The sequence below is a fragment of the Pseudoalteromonas sp. APC 3358 genome (assembly GCF_030408075.1).
Classification (GTDB): domain Bacteria; phylum Pseudomonadota; class Gammaproteobacteria; order Enterobacterales; family Alteromonadaceae; genus Pseudoalteromonas; species Pseudoalteromonas arctica.
The window spans coordinates 363,990-387,697 of the sequence record NZ_JASDCE010000003.1 but is presented as its reverse complement, the minus strand read 5'-3'; the positions used below and the strand labels follow the sequence as shown (position 1 = coordinate 387,697).

20 protein-coding genes are annotated in these 23,708 nt (G+C 38.7%); 10 read left to right on the top strand and 10 right to left on the bottom strand.

Annotated features, from left to right (window positions below):
* Positions 1-21: 21 nt before the first annotated feature.
* Positions 22-627: a TIGR04211 family SH3 domain-containing protein gene (locus tag QL995_RS06880; protein WP_007584830.1), complete on the bottom strand. Its 606-nt coding sequence runs from the start codon at positions 625-627 to the stop codon at positions 22-24.
* A 294-nt stretch (positions 628-921) separates the two neighbouring features.
* Between QL995_RS06880 and QL995_RS06875 the strand changes: the two genes are divergently transcribed.
* The 4 genes from QL995_RS06875 (at position 922) to QL995_RS06860 (ending at position 5,896) form a co-directional block, all read left to right on the top strand.
* The gene (locus QL995_RS06875) at positions 922-2,445 is read left to right on the top strand and encodes a CYTH and CHAD domain-containing protein (RefSeq protein ID WP_007584831.1); all 1,524 of its coding nucleotides are present in this window, start codon (positions 922-924) and stop codon (positions 2,443-2,445) included.
* Entirely contained in the window at positions 2,446-2,676 is a 231-nt protein-coding gene (locus tag QL995_RS06870; protein ID WP_290293814.1) for a hypothetical protein, read from the top strand. It begins immediately after the preceding gene.
* Positions 2,677-2,868: 192 nt separating this feature from the next.
* Positions 2,869-3,678: a phosphate/phosphite/phosphonate ABC transporter substrate-binding protein gene (locus tag QL995_RS06865; RefSeq protein WP_165728470.1), complete on the top strand. Its 810-nt coding sequence runs from the start codon at positions 2,869-2,871 to the stop codon at positions 3,676-3,678.
* A 73-nt stretch (positions 3,679-3,751) separates the two neighbouring features.
* The gene (locus QL995_RS06860) at positions 3,752-5,896 is read left to right on the top strand and encodes an ATP-binding protein (protein WP_290293813.1); all 2,145 of its coding nucleotides are present in this window, start codon (positions 3,752-3,754) and stop codon (positions 5,894-5,896) included.
* A gap of 39 nt (positions 5,897-5,935) precedes the next feature.
* On the opposite strand, the gene QL995_RS06855 is transcribed toward QL995_RS06860, so the two are convergent.
* Positions 5,936-7,453: a carboxypeptidase gene (locus QL995_RS06855; protein ID WP_290293812.1), complete on the bottom strand. Its 1,518-nt coding sequence runs from the start codon at positions 7,451-7,453 to the stop codon at positions 5,936-5,938.
* Positions 7,454-7,818: 365 nt separating this feature from the next.
* Between QL995_RS06855 and QL995_RS06850 the strand changes: the two genes are divergently transcribed.
* The 4 genes from QL995_RS06850 (at position 7,819) to mrcB (ending at position 13,333) form a co-directional block, all read left to right on the top strand.
* The gene (locus QL995_RS06850; RefSeq protein ID WP_290293811.1) at positions 7,819-9,042 is read left to right on the top strand and encodes a diguanylate cyclase; all 1,224 of its coding nucleotides are present in this window, start codon (positions 7,819-7,821) and stop codon (positions 9,040-9,042) included.
* Between the two features lie 220 nt (positions 9,043-9,262).
* The gene (locus tag QL995_RS06845) at positions 9,263-9,601 is read left to right on the top strand and encodes a P-II family nitrogen regulator (protein WP_004587162.1); all 339 of its coding nucleotides are present in this window, start codon (positions 9,263-9,265) and stop codon (positions 9,599-9,601) included.
* Between the two features lie 9 nt (positions 9,602-9,610).
* Entirely contained in the window at positions 9,611-10,840 is a 1,230-nt protein-coding gene (locus tag QL995_RS06840; RefSeq protein ID WP_010555509.1) for an ammonium transporter, read from the top strand.
* Positions 10,841-10,990: 150 nt separating this feature from the next.
* On the top strand, positions 10,991-13,333 hold the full coding sequence (gene mrcB / locus QL995_RS06835; protein WP_290293810.1) for a penicillin-binding protein 1B: 2,343 nt from the start codon (positions 10,991-10,993) through the stop codon (positions 13,331-13,333).
* Between the two features lie 65 nt (positions 13,334-13,398).
* Here mrcB and QL995_RS06830 read toward each other — a convergent pair whose 3' ends face one another.
* From QL995_RS06830 to QL995_RS06810, 5 genes are all read right to left on the bottom strand, one after another.
* Positions 13,399-15,240: a methyl-accepting chemotaxis protein gene (locus QL995_RS06830; protein ID WP_007584858.1), complete on the bottom strand. Its 1,842-nt coding sequence runs from the start codon at positions 15,238-15,240 to the stop codon at positions 13,399-13,401.
* Positions 15,241-15,418: 178 nt separating this feature from the next.
* Entirely contained in the window at positions 15,419-16,699 is a 1,281-nt protein-coding gene (gene hemL / locus QL995_RS06825) for a glutamate-1-semialdehyde 2,1-aminomutase (protein WP_010555199.1), read from the bottom strand.
* 33 nt (positions 16,700-16,732) lie between these two features.
* Positions 16,733-17,749 carry an aspartate carbamoyltransferase gene (locus QL995_RS06820; RefSeq protein ID WP_007584862.1) on the bottom strand — a complete coding sequence of 339 codons (1,017 nt, stop codon included), beginning with the start codon at positions 17,747-17,749 and terminating at the stop codon, positions 16,733-16,735.
* Positions 17,750-17,863: 114 nt separating this feature from the next.
* Positions 17,864-18,298, bottom strand: a complete 435-nt coding sequence (locus tag QL995_RS06815; RefSeq protein ID WP_007584864.1) for a CopD family protein — start codon at positions 18,296-18,298, stop codon at positions 17,864-17,866.
* Between the two features lie 15 nt (positions 18,299-18,313).
* A complete protein-coding gene (locus QL995_RS06810) occupies positions 18,314-19,996 on the bottom strand; it encodes a chloride channel protein (protein WP_007584866.1) in 1,683 nt (560 codons plus the stop codon).
* Between the two features lie 322 nt (positions 19,997-20,318).
* Here QL995_RS06810 and erpA point away from each other — a divergent pair, with 322 nt between their 5' ends.
* Positions 20,319-20,657 (top strand): iron-sulfur cluster insertion protein ErpA, encoded by a 339-nt coding sequence (gene erpA, locus QL995_RS06805; RefSeq protein WP_002958911.1) that lies wholly within the window; start codon positions 20,319-20,321, stop codon positions 20,655-20,657.
* 49 nt (positions 20,658-20,706) lie between these two features.
* Here the strand turns inward: erpA and QL995_RS06800 are convergent, their stop codons facing one another.
* The gene (locus tag QL995_RS06800) at positions 20,707-20,895 is read right to left on the bottom strand and encodes a hypothetical protein (RefSeq protein WP_290293809.1); all 189 of its coding nucleotides are present in this window, start codon (positions 20,893-20,895) and stop codon (positions 20,707-20,709) included.
* A 452-nt stretch (positions 20,896-21,347) separates the two neighbouring features.
* Between QL995_RS06800 and QL995_RS06795 the strand changes: the two genes are divergently transcribed.
* A complete protein-coding gene (locus QL995_RS06795) occupies positions 21,348-21,587 on the top strand; it encodes a helix-turn-helix transcriptional regulator (RefSeq protein WP_007584874.1) in 240 nt (79 codons plus the stop codon).
* A 70-nt stretch (positions 21,588-21,657) separates the two neighbouring features.
* On the opposite strand, the gene QL995_RS06790 is transcribed toward QL995_RS06795, so the two are convergent.
* Both QL995_RS06790 and QL995_RS06785 read right to left on the bottom strand, forming a co-directional pair.
* The gene (locus QL995_RS06790) at positions 21,658-23,037 is read right to left on the bottom strand and encodes an MFS transporter (protein ID WP_010555197.1); all 1,380 of its coding nucleotides are present in this window, start codon (positions 23,035-23,037) and stop codon (positions 21,658-21,660) included.
* Between the two features lie 50 nt (positions 23,038-23,087).
* Entirely contained in the window at positions 23,088-23,708 is a 621-nt protein-coding gene (locus tag QL995_RS06785) for a peptidylprolyl isomerase (RefSeq protein ID WP_010555196.1), read from the bottom strand.

The following is a 23,708-nucleotide window of genomic DNA, read 5'->3' as shown; positions in this document are numbered from 1 at the left end:
GTATTCTATAGAAAGAGGGGGTTATGCCCAACCTTCATAGCGTTTACGACGTGACAACACTATCGTTAATATAATACCTAAAAACAGGCCTAAAAACGCAATAGCACCACCGTAAGTAAGTAGCTGACGTTTCTCTTTTGAGCTAGCAGCTTCTTTTTGGGTGCGCTCTTGCTCTAGCGTTGTTTTAAGCTTAGTTATTTGGGCCGATAACTGCAGGTTTTGATCAGTTAAAGTTTGGTTTTGCTCTTGTAGCTGCGGAAGTTCTATTTGAGCTTGGCGCAGGTTTTCTTGCATAGTACTCATTTCGCTACTTAGTGTTTTGTACTGTTGGTGTAAGCCTGCCGTTTTGGTAACAAACTTAGTTTCTATCCAACCTTCGCGGTCTTTATCATCTTTAATTTTTATAAAGCCGTTTTCTTCAGCAGATAACAAGGTTAACTTTGTTCCAGCATCTACAGAGCCGAGTAGTCGATAATTCTTACTCGCACCAGAGCGCATAAAAGTATATAAATTATCGATAATATAAGCGGTGTTTGCATTAGTTGAATTTGCAGGTTTTGCTTCTTCTGCATAACTCATAAATGTGGTGGCTGTTAAAAGTAGCCCTAATAAACAATGTTTTAGCATTTATCTACCTTGTTGATCTAACTGCGTCCGTTATGAACGTGATTTTCATTTCACATAAGTAGTTAGATAGTATGGATTAAATAGCTCAATAGCAAGACTGATATTGTAACCCAGTAGCAGTTACCTAGCCCACTAGGTTACAAACCTCGCCCCGCGATTAAATTGCCTCTAGATAGAACGAATTTTAATCCACAAAGGTCAACAGGCACTAAAATAAGGCTAAAAAATTTGCATTGTTAGTGTGCTTTGTTTATTTTGAGCACTTATTTATTTTAAAGGTAATCCGCAAACCGAATGGATACTGAGATAGAACTGAAATTTTTGGTATCAGATGCCGTTATTCCACTGATCCCCTCGTTAATTACTCAATTTGCAAAAACGGTGAAGAATAAACCGTCACGCAGCTTACAAAATGCATACTACGACACGCCAAGCCGAGAGCTTAGAGCGCTTGACATAGGCTTTAGAACTCGCTGTTCTGACAGCGAATGCGAGCAAACTATAAAGCTTGCAGGTGAAGTTGTAGGTGGTTTACACCAACGTCCAGAGTACAATTTACCAATTGAATCAAGTCGCCCTAATTTAATGGCGTTTGATGCTGATATTTGGCCTCATGGCATGCAAATAAGCGCAATCTCAAAAAACTTGTATCCAATATTTAGTACTAACTTTATTCGTCGTACTTGGTTAATTGAAACCGAAAGTGGCGCTAAAATTGAAGTTGTACTCGATAAAGGTGAAATTGCGGCTTCGGGTAAAATTGAAATTATTAGCGAGCTTGAAATTGAGCTTGTTGAGGGCAGTCGTAATGAGTTGTTTGCGTTTGCAGATGTACTGGTTAGCCAGAACTGTATCCGTTTAGGATTATACTCTAAGGCCGCGCGTGGTTATCGCCTTGCAGATGAAAAACCTTTAACACCAAGCAAATCTATTGGTTTTGTTCAATTACCAAAGTCGACTACCCAAGAGCGTGCTTTAGTTGAAGCCATGAACTTTGGCATTCGCTTTGTGCAAAAGCATGAGCAATGCTATTTCGATAAGCCAAGTTTAAAAACGCTTAAACGCGTAACTGACGGCATTAGCCTAATACGCCATACTTTTTGGCTGTACGACGATATAGTATCCAAAGAAAGTACAGAACATTTACGTACAGAGCTTAAATGGTTATTAAGCGAATTAGCGTGGGTAGAAAACGCGATTCAATTAAAAACGTACACGTCTAAACGCCATGCTTTTTATAAAAAAATTAATGCTGCTCCAGCACTTACTCAAGTCATCGGTGACTTAAAAGAGTTACAGCCAAGTATTGACGATATAAATGCACTGTTTCATAGCGCGCGTTATAATCGTTTATTACTGTCGTTAACTACGTGGTTAATTGATAAACAGTGGCGTAAAGATTGGGGGCAAATAGAGCTTCAAGCGGCTGAGCAAAACGTGTCGTCCATTGCGAGTAGGCTTTTTAATAAAGACTGGAAAAACCTGCACGAATTACTGCCTAAAGAACAAACACTCGATGTCGCTTCGTATTTAAACCTGCGCACTCAGCTTGAAAATAGTTTACTGAGCGGTAATTGCTTAGGATCGTTATTTGATAAAGAGGAACGCCTAGAGTTTAGATTGCCTTGGCTTGATATTTCTCATGGTATTTATGAGTTAAGTACGCTTGAGTATTTAAAGCAGTTATGTGCTGGGCAAGAAGACGAACAGCTTGCTAAAATCCAGTCATGGCTTGAACAAAAGTCTGAATATCTGGTTAGTGCGATGGAGCAAAGTCGCCTTGCTTCATTTGACATAGAACCTTACTGGCAAAAATAAATGATGCGCTTTTGTAATGAAATTCAGTTACAAAAGTGCTTATTCGTTATTCTTTTATTAGTTAGTTTTAACACTTACGCTGAGCCAACATGGCATTTGTATAAAAACAAAAATGGCGTAAGTGTGTATTATCAAAGCCACAGTGATAATATTTTTGAAATAAAAGCGCAGATGAGCAAAATACCAACCAGCTTTGCCTCATGGATCAATCCCTACTTGGCTAATCAATAAAGCCGGCCTAAAAAGTACTTACAACATCTTTATTAATTTACATCGTATGCTCACACATAAAAATACACTCCAAAACTACCTGTAATCAAAGCCGGTCAGTGCTAAATATCGAATATATAATAATTTTATGGTGTGTTGAGTAGTCTTTAACTACGCTTAAACAATAATGACACGCTATTATTTGGAGAATTGATGAAGTATTTAGTGGCTATATTATGTTTGATGCACAGCTCACTCTTATTGGCTCAAGAATATACTTTTGGTGTAGTGCCGCAATATGAGCCGCAAAAGCTAAATGCTATTTGGCAACCTTTGTTAAAGCAAGTAAGTAAGCAAACAGGGGTATCAATAAAGCTAATTACAGTTGAGTCTATTCCTGTTTTTGAAAAAGCCTTTGCTAATGGCGAGTACGACTTTGCATACATGAATCCATGGCACAGTGTTGTAGCATATGAAAAGCAGGGATATTTGCCACTAATAAAAGATGCAGGGCGAAAGCTGCAAGGTATTTTGCTCGTAAACAAAGACAGTAATATTGATAATTTAAGCCAACTAGAGGGCGCCGAAATAGCATTCCCTGCACCTAATGCATTAGGTGCGTCATTATTAATGAGAGCCGACTTAGCGTTGTTGTATGGGCTAACAATAAAGCCTGTATATGTACAAACCCACCCTTCGGTATATTTAAATGTAGCACTGCATTCAACAATGGCGGGCGGTGGTGTAATGGGCACATTTAAACAACAACCAGAAAGCTTGCAAAATAAGCTTAAAATTCTTTATAAAACGCGTGAAATTAGTCGCCATCCAATTGTAGTCCACCCAAGGGTTGACCCTGCAATACAGTTAAAAGTGCAACAAGCTATTTTAGATATTGGGCAAAGCCCAGAGCATAAACATTTACTTGCAGGTATCCCAATTATTAAACCTAGTATTGCAACTTTAGCAGAGTATCAGCAGTTAACTCAGTGGGGCTTGCGCTCATTTTATGTTGAAAATTAGAGGGTTTCGTAGTCTGAGGGCACAAAGCTTTATTGTTGTATCGCTTTGTGGCTTGCTTATGGCCTGTCTTTTTATGTTTTACGCCTTACCTGAGCAAGCGCGTTGGGTAAACGATGGGCTTTCAAAGGCTGCTCAGCGTTCTTTAGCGCAGTTATCGACTTCTATAACGACTCCGTTGTTAACTAGGCAGTATGCAGAGCTGTATGAAGAAATAGACAGCCAACTCCAAACTCGCCCTAATTGGAAAAGTATTAAAATTGTTGATGTGGATTCAAATAACCAATTATACCCGCTTGAAAACTGGATTGGAGCAAATGAAAACGGTGACATGTTGTTATCTCAGCAGGTGGTGTTTTTAGATAAACCGCTGGCTAATATTAGCTTGGTTGTTAATTTTACGAATGAAATAAACGAATCTTCAAAACTTCATTACACCTTAATATATATACAATTTATTATTTTAGTTATCGTTTTTATAGGTTTAGCTTGGCTGGTGGATTACAGGGTTACGTCGCCTTTAAGGACTTTAAAACAGGGGTTTTCACGTTTAGCCAAAGGTGACTTTGACTGCCACATAGATAAACAACAACAAAACGAAGTGGGCAGTGTAATAAGTGCATTTAATAACATGGTTGATGAGGTTGCTAATAACCATCAAAAATTAAATGTATTACGAATTCAAGCTGAGTCAGCAAGTAAAGCAAAGTCAGATTTTATGGCCAGTATGAGCCACGAATTAAGAACCCCATTAAATGCAATTTTAGGCTTAGCCCAGCTGTATGGATATGATGAGAGTGCTAATAAAGTACAAAAAGAAAACGCGAAAAGCATTTATCAAGCTGGAGAACATTTACTATTACTTATAGACGATGTACTTGATTTAACGGCTATTGAGTCGGGTAATATGCAGTTTAGTTTTTCTTATGTGCCTATTAAAAGCATATTAGAGGAGTCAGTAGAGCTTGTCACTGAGCTTGTTAAAGGGCAATCAATAACACTGCATACCCAAGGTTTCGAGTCCTTAGAAGGGTTGAGTATTTACATTGATCAGCGCCGCTTTAAACAAGTGATGCTTAACTTGCTTTCAAATGCGATTAAATACAACAAACCAAATGGCAGCATTAATATAAATTGCCGGGTGTTAAGTAATAAACAATGCGAAATAGATGTAATAGATACCGGATGTGGATTTGCTCCAGATGATATTTCTCGCTTATTTAAACCTTTTGACCGTTTAGGAGCTGAAACCAGTAAAGTAAACGGTACGGGTATTGGTTTAGTGATAACTAAGCAGCTGGTAGAGCGTATGCAGGGTTCTTTAAGCGCGCAAAGTGAGCAGCACAAAGGTTCTTGTTTTACACTAAACTTTAACAGCTTTGATCAAACTGATTTGCCAGCACAAGTGCAATCTCCTCAAATAACACTTCAAAGTTTAGATACAGTAACTCTTCCTACGCTTGAGGTTTTAGTAGCAGAGGATCAGGTTACAAATCAGCAAGTATTAAGGCAGCAATTAACCATGCTTGGAGTGTGTTCTACTTTTGTAAGTAACGGGGAACAAGCCTGGGAAACTCTGCAAAATAAACACTTCGATATTTTACTAACCGACATTCAAATGCCTTTACTAGATGGGTTAGGGTTAGCCAAAAAAATACGCGAAAACACTCATTTTGATAAACTTATTATAATTGCAATTACGGCCAACATTACCAAAAACAATATAGATAATTGTTATGATTGTGGAATGAACGGCTTTTTAACCAAGCCCATTGAGCTTGTTAAATTAAAGTCGTTATTGATGGAGCACTCTCAAACAGTGGTCAACACGCGATCAGAAAAACCTGATAGTGAAAATATAGCTTCAGATAGTTTTGATCAACTAGATATCACGTTATTAAAAGCAATGCTTGGTGATGATCCTACTGTGCACTGCATGGTGTTTAATGCGTTTTTACAAACGGCAGGGGAGCAAATTAAATTAGCTAATGCGTATGCTAAGAGTAAAAATTATGTTGATTTGGCTTTTCAGGCCCATGCATTAAAATCGTCTTCAAAGTCTGTGGGGGCTATTGAGTTGGCAAATATATGCCAGCAGATAGAAACACATGCAGAGAGTGAAATAGTTAAAGGTGAATATATACAGCAGCTTGAAGTATGCTTTAACGATGTAGTAACGCAACTTAAAAGCTATTGTTTACGATATGAAAAACGCACATAAAAAATGGCTCATAAAGAGCCATTTTATGTTTTAAATATTTTAGTATTTAGCCGCTTCTCCTTTCTTAGGTAAAGCGTCCTGTATAAAGTCACGTAAATCGTTATTAGAGCTTTCTAAGTCAGCGTGGCGAAGGTACATCATATGCCCACTTCTGTAGCCTTTAAAGCTCAAACGGTCTTTCATTTTACCGCTTGGGTCTAATTGCCATAACGTATATTTAGCGTCAAAGTAATTGGTTGCACCATCAAAGTATCCTGATTGAATCATCACGTTTAAGTAAGGGTTTTGCGCCATTGCCAAACGTAGATTTTCGCCCGTATTATTACCGGTTCTATCCCATGGGTGAACATTACCAAATAAATTATATTTTACATCTGTTTTATAGTTTAGCTCTTCACGTAAGTAGTGATTAATTGCAGGAGTGAAAGAGTGTAACCAAGAGGTAAGTTCAGCCCAGTAGTCTGGGGATTCACCCGCGCCTCGTTTATCTATTCCTAAATAACGAGAATCTAAGCGACCCACAGTTTGACCACGTTCACGTAGTAGCTCTTTCCAGAAAAATTGAGTTGGAATATCCAAGTTATTTTGTTCAACAAACATTTCTGATAAGCCAGCGTAGTGTGCCATTTTTGTAATAATTCGACGTTTTTCTTCAGCATTAATAAAGCCACCCTTAGCAAGCGCTGGGATTAACTCGTTTACAGTAAACTCTTCAACTTCAGGTAATAACTCATCTAGATCTTTAGCTTGTAAATCGGCTTTAAGTGCTTTGTGATACCAAGCAGTCGCTGCAAAGTAAGGTAGGCGGTTAGCGGCTTTAATCGGGCCGTCGCGCTTAATACCAATATCAGTAGGTGATACGAGAACAACACCGTTTATGTACATCCATTGACTATTTTGAAGCTCATGAGCAAGACCCGATACACGTGTTGTACCGTAGCTTTCACCAATTAAAAATTTAGGCGATCGCCAGCGCTGTGCTCTATTTACAAAAGTATTTAACCACTCAGCAAGGTATTTAATATCGGCATTAACACCAAAAAATAGCTCTTTTTGTTTTGCTTTAGAAGGAAGTTCGCCTTTTTCGTTTTCAAGTACGCGAGAGTAGCCTGTATTTACAGGGTTTACGTAAACAATGTCGGCAATATCAAGTACAGAATATGGGTTGTCTTTTACGCCATAAGGTTGAATTGGATAGCCTTCGTCATCAATTTTTAATACGCGAGGGCCAGTATAAGCAAGGTGCATCCATACAGAAGCCGAACCTGGCCCGCCATTAAACGAAATGAGTAATGGACGAGTTGTCCTGTCGTCAACTTTGTCGCGTGTGTAGTAGGTGTATTGCAATGTCGCAACCGCGTCGCCTTTATCATCCCATACAGGTTGTGTGCCTGTGGCAACGGTGTAATTAAAGCGTTGACCGTTGATTTTAGCTTTATGTTGAGTAACAACTTTGCTGTCTACATCAATACGACGTTGGTTATCGGCAAGCGTGCTTGTACTGATTATTAATGCAATAACGGTTATCGGTAAACTGATAATACGACTAAGCTTCATTAGGTGTCCTTATTATTGTTGATACACCATTAAAGACATTAATGAGTTAAATAACAAAAGTATTGAGACTAGTGGCCGATAATACTAGTTAAGTAAGGTATTAATGCGCTTAGAGACGCGTGCTAACCACTTTTATAGTTATTTGGGATTTGGTTTCTTTATTTAGTTAATCACAGAATTCAGGTATATTGCGGGCCTACTTGTATTGATTTTATATACAAGCTATCACCAAAAAAATCTAATGGATTACGCTTTCAAGCACATAAGTGCACTCTACACCGGATGTTTATGACTAATGCTATTGCAGTAATAGCGTTGTATTTGTCGTTTTGTTACAAAATTAATTAAAGGTAAAGAGAAGCTTTATGCAAAGAGTATTAGTGGTTGAAGACAGTAAAGTAGTGCAGCAGGTGCTTCGCCACTTAACTGCACAATACCTTGATGTAGCAATTGATTTTGCTTGGTCTTTAGCAGAATGCGCTACGTTCGTAGAAAAATACGACTATACGCTTGCGTTAGTTGATTTAACTTTGCCAGATGCTCCGCACGGTGAAGTTGCAAAATATACTTTATCTAAAAAAATTCCTACGGTTGTTTTAACCTCAAAAATAGATGAGTACAAGCGCCAACAAATGCTTGAATTGGGCGTAGTTGATTATGTTATTAAAGATAATCGCGATTCTTACCATTATGCCGTTAAGCTCGTTGCGCAATTACTCAGAAATCAAGGCTGTAAAGCACTAATAGCAGATGACTCATTACTAAGTCGCTCGTTAATGAAGCAAATGCTAGAAAAGCAATTGTTTGATGTAACAGATGCCCACAATGGACAACAAGCACTCGAAATATTAAAAGCTAACCCTGATATAAAGCTACTTATGACCGACTACGCTATGCCCTCTATGGATGGCTTTGAACTTGTCAAAGCGGTACGTAATTTTAGAGGCCGAGACGACTTAGCAATTATTGGCTTGTCGGGCGCGGGGAAGCATGGCCTATCAGCACGATTTATTAAATATGGCGCCAATGACTTTTTAACAAAGCCATTTATGAATGAAGAGTTTCATTGTCGAGTACTTCAAACAATGGAGCAACTGTCGTTAATTTCAGATATTAAAGAAAGCGCACATAGGGATCACTTAACAGGGCTTCATAACCGACGCTACTTTTATCAATATGCAGAAAAGCTCCTTAAAAGTAAAAACCAGAAAAATACTTTGGCATTGCTTGATATCGATTTTTTCAAAAACATTAACGATACATTAGGCCATGAAGGCGGCGATCAGGCTTTAAAGCAGGTTGGTTCATTAATACGATCTACGTTTTCAAAGTTTACGGTTGCACGGGTTGGCGGAGAAGAGTTTGCCATAATATTACCTGAAATAGAGCTAGAACGTGGTCGTGAATACTTTGAAGCATTTAGGAAAAAGATGGCTAGTTACGATTTTTCTATTAGCGATAAATCAATTAAAATTACCACCAGTATAGGCTTGGCTGACTTTCAAGACACTAGTCTAACGCAGGCTATGCGTGTTGCTGACAAAGCATTATACGAAGCTAAAAACCAAGGCAGAAACTGCGTGGTATAAACCTTCTTAAACAAAGCTAGGTACGTGATAAATATATAGAGATATAGCACGCACCAATGTAGCTGACTTGTTAAATTAACGCACCTAATTGGTGCGTTTTTTTTAATCTTGAGTTTGTGTTTGTTACTAAGTAGCTGTTTTTAATTGATATAAAATAGTGGCACAAAGGTTGGATTGTTTAACTCAATAAGATAACAATAAAGAGTCCGAGGGGGCCGCTATGAAAATGATTAGTGCAATCATAAAACCATTTAAATTAGACGACGTGCGTGAAGCACTCGCTGATTTAGGAATTGAGGGGATGACAGTAGTTGATGTTAAAGGTTTTGGACGTCAACGAGGTCATACCGAGTTATATCGTGGTGCAGAATACCAAGTAGATTTTATTCCTAAGATCAAACTTGAAATTGCAACTCGTACTGAAAATTGTCAACGCGTTGTTGAAGCAATCACTAAAATTGCATCAACAGGTAAAATTGGTGACGGTAAAATTTTTGTGTACGACTTGGATCAAATTGTTCGTATCCGTACTGGCGAACTTGACGAAGAAGCAATTTAAGGGGGTCTCATGGAAAATACAATAATAGAACTAAAGTTTTCACTCGATACCTTCTATTTTTTAATATCAGGTATATTAGTAATGTGGATGGCAGCAGGTTTTGCCATGTTAGAGGCTGGCTTAGTTCGCTCTAAAAACACAGCTGAAATTTTAACTAAAAATGTCGCGCTATATTCAATTGCATGTACGATGTTTTTATTAGTTGGCTACAACATTATGTATGTAGACAATGCCGAAGGTGGTTTTATTCCTTCAATAGGCGCTTTAATTGGTACACAAGCTGCCGATGCTGACCATTCTTTAGAATCTGACTTTTTCTTCCAAGTAGTATTTGTTGCAACCGCTATGTCGATTGTATCGGGTGCTGTTGCTGAGCGTATGAAACTGTGGGCTTTCCTAGGTTTTGCTGTAGTACTAACTGGTTTTATTTACCCTATTGAAGGTTACTGGACATGGGGTGGTGGTTTCTTATCTGAAATGGGCTTTGTTGATTTTGCAGGTTCTGCAATTGTGCATGGCGCAGGTGCAGCAGCTGCACTAGCTGGTGTATTAATCCTAGGTGCTCGTAAAGGTAAATATGGTAAGAACGGTGAAATATACCCAATTCCAGGTTCAAACTTACCACTTGCTACACTAGGTACATTTATTTTATGGATGGGTTGGTTTGGCTTTAACGGTGGTTCTCAATTACTACTTTCGGATAAAGAAAACGCAACTGCAGTAGGCCAAATATTACTTAACACCAATGCAGCAGCTGCAATGGGTGCTATTGCAGCACTGTTTGTATGTAAAGTACTTTGGGGTAAATCAGATTTAACAATGGTCTTAAATGGTGCATTAGCTGGCTTAGTTGTTATAACAGCAGACCCTCTATCTCCATCACCATTAATGGCATGTCTACTTGGTCTACTTGGTGGTGCACTTGTTATATTTAGTATCATAGCACTTGATAAAGTTAAGATTGACGATCCAGTGGGTGCTATCTCTGTTCATGGTACGTGTGGCGCATTAGGTATTATGTTAGTACCGCTAACCAATGGTGACGCAAGCTTTGTTAATCAGTTAACGGGTCTAGTATGTATTCTTGCCTTTGTATTTGTAGCATCATTTATTGTTTGGACTGTGCTTAACAAAACAATGGGTATACGAGTAACCGAAGAAGAAGAACTAAACGGTATGGATCAACACGATTGTGGTATTGAAGCCTACCCAGAGTTTGTTTCTGTTCGAAATAGCTAATAGTTTATTTAAATAATAGTGTGTTTACACAAAGCCCTACTTCGGTAGGGCTTTTTTTGTTTCAGGGGGGGTTAACTTTTCGGATGTTAGGATATATCCAATATGCTAAGCTCACACTCGTGAATAACCCTTGGAATAAATTACACTTAAATGGCCGACAATAAAAAAACACCTACCAGTAAACCTGCAGCTAAACGTGCAAGTAAATCGTCAAGCACAACAAAAAAAAGCACCTCAAAGAGCAGTAAAAAAACAGTGCAAACCACTGTTAAACGCTCTTTTATGAGAAAAACATGGTCAGTGTTTTGGAAACTAAGCTTGGCTGTTTTTATTGCAATGGCAATGTACTTCATTTATTTAGATTCAAAAACAACGCGTATATTTGAAGGTAATAAATGGCAACTTCCAGCGCAAGTGTATGCTCGTTCTATGGAGTTTTATCCGGGGCAATTTTTATCAAGCCAGGAAGTAGTGTTTGAGCTAGAGCGTTTAAATTATTCATCGGTTAATAGATTAAGCCGCACAGGGCAGTTTGTTAAAACAGCTGATAGCATCAAGATTTATCGTCGTGATTTTGAATTTTATGATGGCCTTGAAGAATCACATATTATTGAACTTCGCTTTGCAGGGCAAAAAGTTGCGACCATTAAAGATAAGTTTGGTAGGCGTTTAAATTCAGCTCGTCTAGAGCCTGTGCAAATAGCGCGTATTGGTAATGACTCTAAACAAGATAGAGAATTTGTACCACTAGATAAGTTTCCAGCAATGCTAAAAGATACGTTATTGGTGGTTGAAGATCGTGATTTTTACGAACATCATGGTGTATCAGTGTTTTCTATTTTACGCGCGCTTTATTCTAATATTAAAGCGGGGCGCACCGTTCAAGGTGGCAGTACGCTTACCCAGCAGTTAGCTAAAAATATTTACCTAACACGTGAGCGTTCTTTAGTACGAAAAATAAATGAGGCCTTTATTGCCCTTATTTTAGATTATCGTTATTCAAAAGATCAGATATTAGAAGCTTACTTAAATGAAGTATACCTAGGGCAGTCATACAACCAAGGTGTGCACGGTATGGGGCTTGCTGCTGACTTTTACTTTTCAAAGCCGGTAGATGAGCTTGAGTACGATCAAATTGCTTTGCTGGTGGCAATGGTTAAAGGTCCATCTTATTACAATCCACGTCGCTATAAAGAGCGCACAATGGAGCGCCGAGACTTAGTGCTTCGCCTTATGGTTGAAAACAAGCTACTTAGCACAAAAGAGTACCGTGCATCGCTTAATCGCCCAATTGATATTGCGCCAATGAAAGCGAGTTTACAAAAATCATATCCAGGCTATTTAGAGTTAGTAAACAGAGAACTAAATGAATTATTGCCAGATCAGCAAACACTTGATGCAGGCGTAAGAGTATTTACTTATTTTGACTTACAAAAGCAAACAGCAATGGAAGAGTCTATTGAAAAGAGCTTACCGTACCTGGAAAATCGTCCTAGAACCGAAAAACTAGAAGCAGCCATGATCTCTGTTAATGTAGAAAAGGGCGGTGTATCTGCACTTGTTGCAGGGCGCGATGTTCGTTATTCAGGGTTTAACCGTGTTTTAGATACAAAGCGTAATATTGGCTCGCTGGTAAAACCGGCTGTGTATTTAAGCGCATTGCAATTACCACATTATAATTTAGCTACTTTGCTTGATGACTCGCCAGTACAGGTTACAAATGAGCAGGGAAAAGTGTGGCAACCAGAAAATTTTGATCATAAATACCGTGGAGCAATCCCTCTTTATAAAGCATTTAGTAACAGTATTAATATTCCAGCGGTTAATTTAGGCCTCGATGTAGGTGTTGATAAAGTCGCGAAAACACTAAAAGGATTAGGCGCTAAAGGGGCGATAAACGAATACCCATCGTTGCTTTTAGGGGCTGTTGAAATGTCGAGTTTTGAAGTTGCTCAGCTTTATACGACAATTGCTGCAGATGGCGAATATAAAAAGCTTACTGCAATTTCGGCATTAACTGACTCGGTTGGTAAAGTACTTTATAAGCATAAAGTAAATGCAGAGCCTCGTTTTGATAAATCTGCAATGTATATGACTAAATACGCGATGAAACGCGTAACGAAAGACGGCACTGCTAAACGCTTAAATTTACACTTCCCATCAATCCAACTTGCAGGCAAAACTGGCACTAGTAACGATTTACGTGATAGTTGGTTTGCAGGCTTTGATCAAAATACAGTGACGGTAGCTTGGCTTGGTCGAGACGACAACAAAAGCACGGGTTTAACGGGCAGCGTAGGTGCATTAGAAGCATATATTCGCTACTTAAAGCCACTTAATCCACAAGCAATAGCCGATACGCGTCCGCCATCAATACGCTGGGCATTTGTAAATGAGCAAACGGGTAAGCAGGCACCACCAGGATGTGGCAAGGTGATTCAGCTACCGCTTAGAGCGAGTGAGTTCGAGCCAAGACCACAATGTATTCGTTAATTTAAGATTACTTTAAACAACAAAGCCGCTTATTTAGCGGCTTTGTTGTAAGTTGTAGTTAACGCTTAAGATTTAAAAAACTGCATTGATTTGGTTAAATCATTAGATAAGCGACTTAGCTGCTGTGCATCTTGCAGCGTTGATTGAGCTGATGTTAGCGTTTGATCTGCTAAATTGCTCACCTCTTGCGAATCATTCAATGCCTGTGTTGTCGCATTTGACTGCTGTTTAACACGCTCTGCAATAACTTCACCTTGATGTTTAATGTCGCCCATACTTTGCTCTGCGCTTTGCAATACTTCATTGGTTTGATTGGCTGCTTTTACTGATTGCTCCATTTTTTCAACACTTGAGCGCATTTTTTGCTGAGTGTCGTCAGATGCTTGTTGTAAGGAGCTAATAATTTGATGTATTTCTTGGGTTTGTGTTTGTGTACGCTGAGCAAGAGTTCTTACTTCATCAGCTACAACGGCAAAGCCTCGACCATGTTCGCCAGCTCGTGCAGCTTCAATAGCGGCATTGAGTGCAAGCAAGTTTGTTTGATCGGCTATCTCACTAATACCTTTACTTACTTTGCTAATTTCTTGGCTATCTTGTGCTAGCTTATCGAGCGCTTGTTGGCTCTCTGCAAATTCAATTTGTAGATCTTGCATATATTTAGCAAGCTCCATTGTATTGTCAGAACCTTGCTTTACATGCGCAGCAGCATCTTGCGCAGTAAGCGTTGCTTGATGCGCTGACTCTTCAACAGCAAGTGCGTTTTGAGCCATTTCGCTGAGTGCATTATAAATGGCATTTACTCGAATTTGCTGTTTTGAAACATCATTGCTTGTTTGGCTACTCGCATGTGATAGCGATTTAGTTGCGCCGCATAGCTCTTCTGTACTTGCTTTAACATCAAATAATAAATGTGAAAATGCATTAAGTAATGCATTGTAGCGCGATGCAATAATTCCCATTTCATCATTAGTACTCGAATCGATAGTGGCATTTAAGTCGCCATTCGCGGCTCTGTTAGCGGCATCAGCAAAGCGATTAATAGTATCAACAACTGCAAAATAAAAACCAATCATTAAATAAAATGCAAATAACAAACTAATCAATGAAGCGGCTAAAACAAGATTTCGAGTCCACTGTTGAGTTTGCAGTTTTGCTTCAATAAGGCTCTCAAGCGTTGGAATACTCTTACTAACAAGTTGATTAATACTGCTGTGAACATTGTTTGTTAGTTTAGTAAATTCTGATTGAGTTAACAAAATATCGTCTGGCTCAAGTAGTTTTTCATCTATCGCTTTTTTAAATGCACCAACAGCACTGTGTAAATTATCTAACGAGGGCATGAGCGCTTTATTTACTGATTTATCTGCATTGGTGGCTACATTGAGTATTTTATCGAGTTGTTTTTCGTATAAAGGAAGTGACTTACTAAAATTTGAAAGTGCTATAAACGTATCTGGCGTAAAACGATTACTTGCCAAAACAGTGTTTGCGCTTTGCGCTGTCGAGTTTATTTGCATTATAAGTGCAGGAATTGGCGTGACTAAAGAGCGGTTTACATAAGCACTAGCTAACTGACTATCTAATGCTAAGTTAGACTGAATAGAAACAAGTTCAAGTACATCATTTGCTTGATCGTCTTTTATATCAAAACCGAGTGAGCGAGCTATTTTTATATTTTGATTTGCTTCCCCCTGCATTTGATTTGAGAGTATTGACCTGTAGCCTTTTAAACCTTGTTGCTGCATTTTTGAAACAGCGATACTTTCACTTAATAATGAGACTAAAAAAAACAAACTAAGTGCAAGAGGAACGAGTAAAATTCCAAACATTAAGCTGATTTTAGTTTTGTATTTTAAATTTGCCATTAGCTGGATAGCGGGAAAAGAAAATTGGCGTAATCCTGACATAAGGCTCTCTTGTATTTTTGTAATTAGGGTAAAGGTGAATAGACCTTGTTATGCTTAATTATCATTCATTTATAGTACTTTACAAATAAAAAAAGCCCTTTCGGGCTTTTTTCAATCTTTAGTCTTAATTACACACTGTAAAAACAAGCGCTTATAAAATATAAAAAGTAATTTTAACTTAAAGTTTAGCAAACGAGCGTTCTGCTGCCGCTATTGTTTCTTTTACTTCTTGCTCAGTATGCGCAGCACATACAAAACCAGCTTCAAATGCTGATGGAGCAAGGTACACACCTTCTTCAAGCATAAGGTGGAAAAAACGTTTGAAGCGCTCTAGGTCGCATTCAGTAGCTTGTTTGTATGTCGTTACTTTTTCAGCATCAGTAAAAAAGAATCCATACATGCCGCCAGCATAATTAGTTGTTAATGCAATGCCTGCTTTTTTAGCGCCCGCTTCAAAGCCTTCACAAATTGCTTTAGACGTTGCTTCTAACTTATCGTGTAGACCTGGCTCACATAATAGCTCAAGTGATTTTAAACCTGCAGCCATCGCAATAGGGTTACCAGAAAGAGTACCCGCTTGGTAAACAGGGCCCACAGGCGCAATGTAATCCATTATTTCGGTTTTACCACCAAACGCGCCAACGGGCATGCCGCCGCCAATGACTTTACCTAAACACGTAAGGTCTGGTTTAATGTTGTAATACGCTTGTGCACCGCCAAGTGCAACACGAAAACCCGTCATTACTTCATCAAAAATAAGTACTGACTTATATTCGTCACACACATCACGCAAACCTTCTAAAAAGCCTTGCACTGGTGGAATGCAGTTCATGTTACCAGCTACTGGCTCTACAATAATACAGGCAATTTCGTCAGCGTATTTTGCAAAAATAGCTTTTACTTCATCTAGGTTATTAAACGATACAGTAAGTGTATGCTTAGCAAAGTCCTCAGGAATACCAGGAGAATTAGGTACGCCCATTGTTAGTGCACCAGAGCCTGCCTTAACTAATAACGAGTCAGCATGGCCGTGGTAACAACCTTCAAATTTTAATATTTTATCGCGGCCGGTAAAGCCACGTGCTAAACGAATTGCACTCATCGTTGCTTCAGTGCCTGAGCTAACCATGCGTACTTTTTCGATTGATGGAACCAGCTCTTTTACTTTTTCAGCCATTAATATTTCGGCTTCAGTTGGCGCACCATAGCTAAGGCCATTTTCGACTGCTTCGTGCACGGCTTGTTTAATTGCAGGGTGGTTATGGCCCATGATCATAGGCCCCCAAGAGCCAACATAATCAATGTAACGATTACCGTCGGCATCAAATGTAAACGCGCCTTCTGCTTTTGTAATAAATAGCGGCGTACCGCCTACACCATTAAAAGCACGAACTGGCGAGTTTACGCCACCTGGAATAGAGGCTTGAGCGCGTTCAAATAAGTCTTGGCTAATTGTCATGAAAAATCCTATAAATTGTCACTTAAAGAGGGTTTAGCTGTCGCGTTTGCGGCTAAACCAAGGTACGTCCACTTCATACTTATCGACTTTATTTTCTACGCCGAGTGTTAAAGCAAACAGTGCCATACGAATTAATACGCCATTTTGTACTTGGCGGAATATTGCTAAATTGTCGTTACTGTTTAAGTCGTTATCAAGCTCGTTGGCTTCTAAGCGACTATCACGTGGTAACGGATGCATTAACACAGAGTTAGGTTTGCAATGAGCGCTGTAAATAGATTGGCTAATTCTAAAACCGCCACGGTATTTATTTGCTTCTTCTTGTGAAGGAAAACGCTCTTCTTGAATACGTGTTTGGTAGACAATATCGGCGGCTAAATTACCTTCCATCTTGTTTACTAGCTCAATTTTGTGTCCTGCATTTTCTACGGCATCTAAAATGCTCGTTGGCATTTGTAGGCCATCAGGCGCGACCATCGAAAACTTTACGTTTTTATAATGGCACAATAGCTTTGATAGAGAATGCACTGTGCGACCATATTTTAAATCACCCACAAGCGCTATATGCATGCCATCAATATTTTGATCAAAACGGTGTAATTCACGCTCAATGGTTAATAAATCAAGTAATGCTTGAGTCGGGTGCTCATTTGGGCCGTCGCCGCCATTAATAACTGGCACAGTACAGCCATCAGCAAATTCACTTACTGAGCCTGCATCGGGGTGGCGCATAGCAACAGCATCGGCGTAAGCTGAAATAACGCGCGCGGTATCGTAAAGTGATTCACCTTTTGCAAGCGCTGAGCTTTGCATACCTGTAGTTTCACGTACACCACCGCCTAGTAAGTTAAAGGCTGTACCAAAGCTAACTCGCGTGCGAGTACTTGGTTCAAAAAACAAATTAGCTAAAATAGCGCCTTTAAGCACCGTTGTTTGCTTTTGTTTTTTAGCATAAGGCTCCATTTTTTTAGCTACTGCAAAAATACGTTCAATGCAGTCTCTGTCTAGCTGATTTACAGACAGTATATGTTCGCCTTGGAAACTTAACATGGGGTAATTCCTAATCAATCAAATGGGCGCGATAATCCATAAATGGAGCACGCAATCGCGCGTGTTATAGCAAGTATTGTAAATTGCAGCGCAGTTTAACATGCACCGAAACGCTTATAAATTAGGTTTTATTACCGCAAGTGCCACAATGATGAGCAGCGCAATAACAGGGAGCTCATTAAAAATACGGTAAAAGCGGTCTGTTTTAGTGTTTCGGTCATGTTTAAAGTCACTTAATAACTTAAAACAGTAGCCGTGGTATAGGTATAAAATAATTACCAGTACAAGTTTGTAATGTAGCCACATACTGTATTTAAACCAATCACGACCATATTCAACAATGGTTAACACACCAAATACAGCCGTTAAAACAGCAAATGGGGTTACGAAATAAAGTAACCTGCGCTCCATAACTTTAAGCATAGAGTTACATGATCTTTCTTCGCTCATTGCGTGATATACAAATAATCGAGGCAAGTAAAAAATACCGGCAAACCACGCAATCATAAAAAATATGTGGAGTGTTTTATAAATCAATAATGCGCTCATAATAGTCCTTATTGCTTAAAGTAAGCTGTTACGAATGGTTAAAATATGATGAATTTGATCCCAGCGTAATAGCCCCATAATTTGTTGATTATCTAAAAGGTTATAAACGTAAAGCGCGCCACTTCTTTTATCTTTTAGTATATCGAATGCATCGGCTAGGGTGGCTTGGCTGCTGATTCCCTGCAAGCTAATGTAGTTTATATTTATTGCTTCATCAGACATTAGCGTTAAATCATATTCAGCGAGGCGATAGCCATTTTCTTCGTCAAAAACAATCAAGGGTGTTTGGCTATCCATGGCATCAAGCGTATTTTTTATTTGCTCTTTATCGTCTGAATAAAGCAATTTAAAGTCTTCATCCATATCATCCATTATTCCCACTTTTTGTAATGCTTCGGTAGCGGGAGATACATGGTACGGCAATCCCTGAAAATCTAATTGCTGCAAAAATATGGAGCGATTTCCAAAAAATTGTAATGCAGTTACATATGCAGTGGTTATAACTATCATCGCAGGAACGATTATTTCAGGTGATGATGTAAGCTCCATTACTGTTGTTAATGCAGCAAGTGGTGCATGCAGTGTAGCCGCTAATAATCCAGCCATACCTAAAACCCCATACGTACCCGCAATATCAGTACCCGGGCTAATATATTGAGCAAAAAAGGCCATTAGTGTACCAATTAATACGCCAAGTCCAATTACCGGACCAATTAAACCGCCCGGAATACCCAAACCAATAGCAAACAATGTGGCAAGTAGTTTAGCGATTAAAATGGTAGTAAGCAGCTTTACGTTATCAGGCGATTCAACCGCGATAGTAATCGCACTCATACCAGAACCCATAGCATGAGGCACCGCGTAAGCTATTAAACTGGCAATACAGCCTGCGATTAGTAAACGAGGAAACATACTTAAAGGTTTAAATGTTTTAATAATTAGCATTAAATTTTGATTAAAGCTAAATGCTATAGCGCCCAGCGCCATACCGCATAATATTAAATACGGGTAATGCCAACCACTTAATGGCGCTATTGTAATGAGTGCAAGTTCAGAGCCTTCACCAAAAACAAACTGCGTAGCGAGTGCACCAGTAACAGCAGCAAGCATGATTGGCACAAATATGTGTACTTTATATTCTCGAAGTACCACTTCCATTACAAAAATAACGGCTGCAAGTGGGGTATTAAACGAAGCGGCTATACCTGCTGCAACGCCGCAACCACTTAAAGTACGCATGGCGTTATGCGGTAAATGTAGTTTATCCGCTAAAATACTCGCACCTGTTGCGCCCATATGTACGGAAGGCCCTTCTCGGCCAACCGAAAAACCGCTAATGAGTGCAAGTGCGCCACCAACAAATTGATTAACCGTATTGTATAAAGGCATTTGCCCGTAATGGCGTTTAATACGATGAATAACAAAAGGAATGCCTAAACGGTAATGTTTAAAGCCAGTAAATGCAGCAAAGCACGCAATTAAAAATGCGGCTATTAATGGCATTAAAACGCGTTCAAGAGTGGGTAGGGTAGTAAAGTCGTCAGGTGTTTCCAAAAATAAGCTTTGAAAAAACAAAATAGTTAAGCGAAATAAAATAATAAAAAATGCAGCAATTAATCCGGCAACTACGCCTAATAAGCATAATTGTACAGATGTTTTAGGTTTTGCCAGTCGACGCCTGAGTTGCTCAAGCCACATGCATTATTTCCTCGCCGCATTTTTCAGCAGCATTTTAGCAAAAGAGTTTAGTTAAGTCCTTGTGATTTTGAATTTTTCGTAACTTATATTAACAATTTGCAGTAAAGATTAAGACCTATTTTTTATAACTAAAATTTTTAATGAATTTATAGTTTACAAGGGTCGCTTTTAGTTTGCTTAAGTATTATTTTAGTGAGCTAATGTTTAGCCACTTTTTTACTAATTTATAGGTATAACTTAGAGTAAAGAGTTGTTTTACTATACTTGATTAAAACACTCGGGTATTAGATAATCACGCCATTGCGATATTGAGGGTTTTAAAATGTCTGAAGAATTACCAATTAAGTTCAGCGATGCAGCTGCTGTTCGCGTTAAACAGTTAATCGACGAAGAAGAAAATCCAGATTTAAAACTGCGTGTTTATGTAACAGGTGGTGGTTGTTCTGGTTTTCAATATGGTTTTACTTTTGATGAAAAAGCGAATCCTGGCGATTTAGAAATTGTAAAAAATGGTGTAACACTCGTTATCGATCCAATGAGCATTCAATATTTGGTTGACGGTGAAGTTGATTACACTGAAGGATTAGAAGGCGCACGCTTTTTTGTATCTAATCCTAATGCAACAACAACCTGTGGTTGTGGTGCAAGCTTTAGCGTTTAACAGCCAAACGCTAAATAGAATGAAGCCGCTTTTGCGGCTTTTTTAATGCCTACAAATCGGTTGGGGCATATTCGGTTATTTGCATTATCAATACAAAAAAGCCAAGTACAAAAGCAGAAAACGCTAAAATGTATATGAAGCCTTTTTTGCCTTGCTTAATTGGTACGCCGTTGTGGCGCAAAAAAAAGTACCAACCAAAGCACAACACAATCGGTAATAAAAAAAGAAGTCTGAACATTATTCGGCCTTTTTGGTGCTAATTATTGCTTAATCATAAACATGTGACGATAAATTGGAACAACATTGTTATAAAAATTCATTTAAATATTTTATAACTAGAAATTAATTTATTAATACTTTTTGAGTACTTAGGTCAATATTCAGCGTTTATAAATATTCACTCGTGTTCATATTTGTACCGAGTATGTAATTAGTTATTTAACCAAAGTGTTAATAGTATATAATGTATCCAAGAATGAGACGGGCAAAATTTCATTCTCAATAAAAACAAATCTTTACCACATTATTAGCGTAGTTTTTTAGCTATATTGGTGGAGTGAGTAGCAACACATGCTTTGTTAAGCAATAGCTTGCTATTGAAAATATGGTATGACTGCTTACTTGCCTACAGCTATTGATAGAGACTACTGCTTTAATAGGTACGTCAAATCATCTAGTAGGAGATGTAAAATGATGGGCAAAACAGTTTCTTCTGAAGAAAATGCAAAGCTAACAAAGTGGCTTAAAAGTAAGCGCCACGAAAAGGGTCATACAATGCGAAGCCTAGCACAAGTGCTGGGAACGCCTCATTCGTTTATCGGCAAGATTGAAAATCAAGAACGCCGTTTAGATGTGATTGAGTTTGTTCGTTATTGTACAGCTCTAGAAGTTGATCCACATGAAGCACTTAGCTTGCTAAAAGTAGATTAACTCAAACATTGCTTAGTACACTTTAAGGGGCACTTGATAGTGCTAAGCAATATGTTAATGCAGGGATGCATTAAATATTTTTATGATAATTTTTCTCAAGCTCATATAATTTATGCCTAATCAGGTATAAAAATATCAGCGAAGGTATAACCATCAAGGCTGTTAAAACAAAGAACAGCGACCAATTTCCCATTAACCAATCATCAATTACTACACCACTGTAGCTCGAAAGTAACGTTCGTCCTAAATTCCCTAATGACGCCAGTAATGCATAGTGTGTTGCACTAAATGCTCTATCGCATAACATCGATATAAAGGCCACCATAGCGACCAGCGACCATGCTTGCGTAAACCCATCAATAACAATAGCAAAGGCATACAGTCTTAAATCAGGGCCAACTAAAGCAATCCACGAAAAGGCTAAGTTTGAGGCCGCCATCGCAATGCCACTGACAAATAAACCCTTAACAATGCCATATTTTTGATTAAATAAACTGCCAACAAAGGTGAATATGATTGTAAGTACGGCAGTACCTACCTTTGAAAATGTAGCTATATCGCTATTGCTAAAACCAATTTCTTTATAAAAAACAATCGACATTCGCCCTAAAAACGCTTCGCCTATTTTAAATAAGAAAATAAACGCAAGTAATGCCAGTGCCGTTTTAACACCATTTTTAGTAAAAAAAGCTCTAAAGGGATCAATAACGGTTACCGCGAGCCACGCAACAGTTTTTGTAAGAGGGGTTTGTTTTGTAGAGGACAGTTTTTCAAGGTACACACGTTCAAGCTCGGCATGTACCGCTTCTCTATTTGATTCAGGTTCTTTTGCAAACAATGCTCCACTCATTAGCAGCAGCATTACAGCAGCTAAAAAGTAATAAATTTGTGGCCAGTCGAGCGAGGGGATATCAGCCATATAAAATGGAATTGCACCTAAAAGCGCATAACCTGTCCACCAACCAGATGTTGCCATAGCGGCTGCCGCTGTTGCTTTGTGAGATTCGTTTGCTTTAAGTGTATCTATTCTGAATGCATCAATAGCAATGTCTTGCGTTGCAGAAGCAATGGCGATTAACAAACAAATCGCAGCAACAATTGCTAAATTAGCTTTTAAATCAAGCCCAGCTAATAATAAGGTGCCAATAAAAATAAAGCTCTGGCACAATAGTATCCAGCTGCGACGTTGGCCTAGCCATTTATATAAAATAGGGAGTTTTGTACGGTCAATGAGCGGTGACCATAAAAAATTGATACTGTAAGCGCCAAATACAATGCCGAATAGGCCAATCATGCTGCGGCTTAGGCCTTCATCCTTTAGCCAAGCCGACATAACAGAGCCAATTAATACCCACGGAAAGCCGCTACTCATACCAAATATAAAAATATGGATTAAGCGTTTGTCTTTAAAGTAAGAAAAATATTCGCTAATAGAGAGAGATTTGCTCATAGGGCCTTCATTGGCTTTGATGCAGAGCAGCTAAGCTGCTCTTAAATAAATTACAGTGGAACTTGTTCAAGCATTTTAATATTTAAGATGATCACCGGTTTTTTAGGAACAAAATCGTAACCAATCTTTTCATTAAACCCTGTTTCAACAGCCATGATCTTATCAAGGGTATCGTAGCCATCCATTACATTACCAAATACAGCGAATCCCCAATCTTTACCTGGGTTTAAGTGATCGTTGTTATCCATATTAAAAAAGAATTGGCGTGTTCCTGAGTGCGGTTCACGGTCTTGATACGCCATAGCAATGCTGTACATATCATTTTTTAAACCATTGCCACTTTCATTAAAAATAGGATCGTTTTCGTGTAAGCCGTCGTAATCTTTATCGTAACCACCACCTTGAATAACAAAGTCGCGGTCGTTTTCTACATCGCGCTCAATACGATGAAAAACACTGCCTTGATAGCTCTTATCTGACACGTAAGTTAAAAAGTTATTGACCGTAATGGGTGCTTTTGAACGGTCCAGTTCAACAACAATACTGCCCATCGTCGTTACGATTTCGACGCGTGGAAAAATATTGTCTTTTTGCACAAAGCGGCCTTCTTGGGCTGCCAAGCTACTTACACTAAAAAATAGGCCTAAGCAGATTAAAAAAAGTCGTTTCAT

Bases quoted from the DNA above. Each gene is read 5' to 3' on its own strand.
- QL995_RS06880 (WP_007584830.1), bottom strand. From the start codon at position 627: ATGCTAAAACATTGTTTATTAGGGCTACTTTTAACAGCCACCACATTT.
- QL995_RS06875 (WP_007584831.1), top strand. From the start codon at position 922: ATGGATACTGAGATAGAACTGAAATTTTTGGTATCAGATGCCGTTATT.
- QL995_RS06870 (WP_290293814.1), top strand. From the start codon at position 2,446: ATGATGCGCTTTTGTAATGAAATTCAGTTACAAAAGTGCTTATTCGTT.
- QL995_RS06865 (WP_165728470.1), top strand. From the start codon at position 2,869: ATGAAGTATTTAGTGGCTATATTATGTTTGATGCACAGCTCACTCTTA.
- QL995_RS06860 (WP_290293813.1), top strand. From the start codon at position 3,752: ATGTTTTACGCCTTACCTGAGCAAGCGCGTTGGGTAAACGATGGGCTT.
- QL995_RS06855 (WP_290293812.1), bottom strand. From the start codon at position 7,453: ATGAAGCTTAGTCGTATTATCAGTTTACCGATAACCGTTATTGCATTA.
- QL995_RS06850 (WP_290293811.1), top strand. From the start codon at position 7,819: ATGCAAAGAGTATTAGTGGTTGAAGACAGTAAAGTAGTGCAGCAGGTG.
- QL995_RS06845 (WP_004587162.1), top strand. From the start codon at position 9,263: ATGAAAATGATTAGTGCAATCATAAAACCATTTAAATTAGACGACGTG.
- QL995_RS06840 (WP_010555509.1), top strand. From the start codon at position 9,611: ATGGAAAATACAATAATAGAACTAAAGTTTTCACTCGATACCTTCTAT.
- mrcB (WP_290293810.1), top strand. From the start codon at position 10,991: ATGGCCGACAATAAAAAAACACCTACCAGTAAACCTGCAGCTAAACGT.
- QL995_RS06830 (WP_007584858.1), bottom strand. From the start codon at position 15,240: ATGTCAGGATTACGCCAATTTTCTTTTCCCGCTATCCAGCTAATGGCA.
- hemL (WP_010555199.1), bottom strand. From the start codon at position 16,699: ATGACAATTAGCCAAGACTTATTTGAACGCGCTCAAGCCTCTATTCCA.
- QL995_RS06820 (WP_007584862.1), bottom strand. From the start codon at position 17,749: ATGTTAAGTTTCCAAGGCGAACATATACTGTCTGTAAATCAGCTAGAC.
- QL995_RS06815 (WP_007584864.1), bottom strand. From the start codon at position 18,298: ATGAGCGCATTATTGATTTATAAAACACTCCACATATTTTTTATGATT.
- QL995_RS06810 (WP_007584866.1), bottom strand. From the start codon at position 19,996: ATGTGGCTTGAGCAACTCAGGCGTCGACTGGCAAAACCTAAAACATCT.
- erpA (WP_002958911.1), top strand. From the start codon at position 20,319: ATGTCTGAAGAATTACCAATTAAGTTCAGCGATGCAGCTGCTGTTCGC.
- QL995_RS06800 (WP_290293809.1), bottom strand. From the start codon at position 20,895: ATGTTCAGACTTCTTTTTTTATTACCGATTGTGTTGTGCTTTGGTTGG.
- QL995_RS06795 (WP_007584874.1), top strand. From the start codon at position 21,348: ATGATGGGCAAAACAGTTTCTTCTGAAGAAAATGCAAAGCTAACAAAG.
- QL995_RS06790 (WP_010555197.1), bottom strand. From the start codon at position 23,037: ATGAGCAAATCTCTCTCTATTAGCGAATATTTTTCTTACTTTAAAGAC.
- QL995_RS06785 (WP_010555196.1), bottom strand. From the start codon at position 23,708: ATGAAACGACTTTTTTTAATCTGCTTAGGCCTATTTTTTAGTGTAAGT.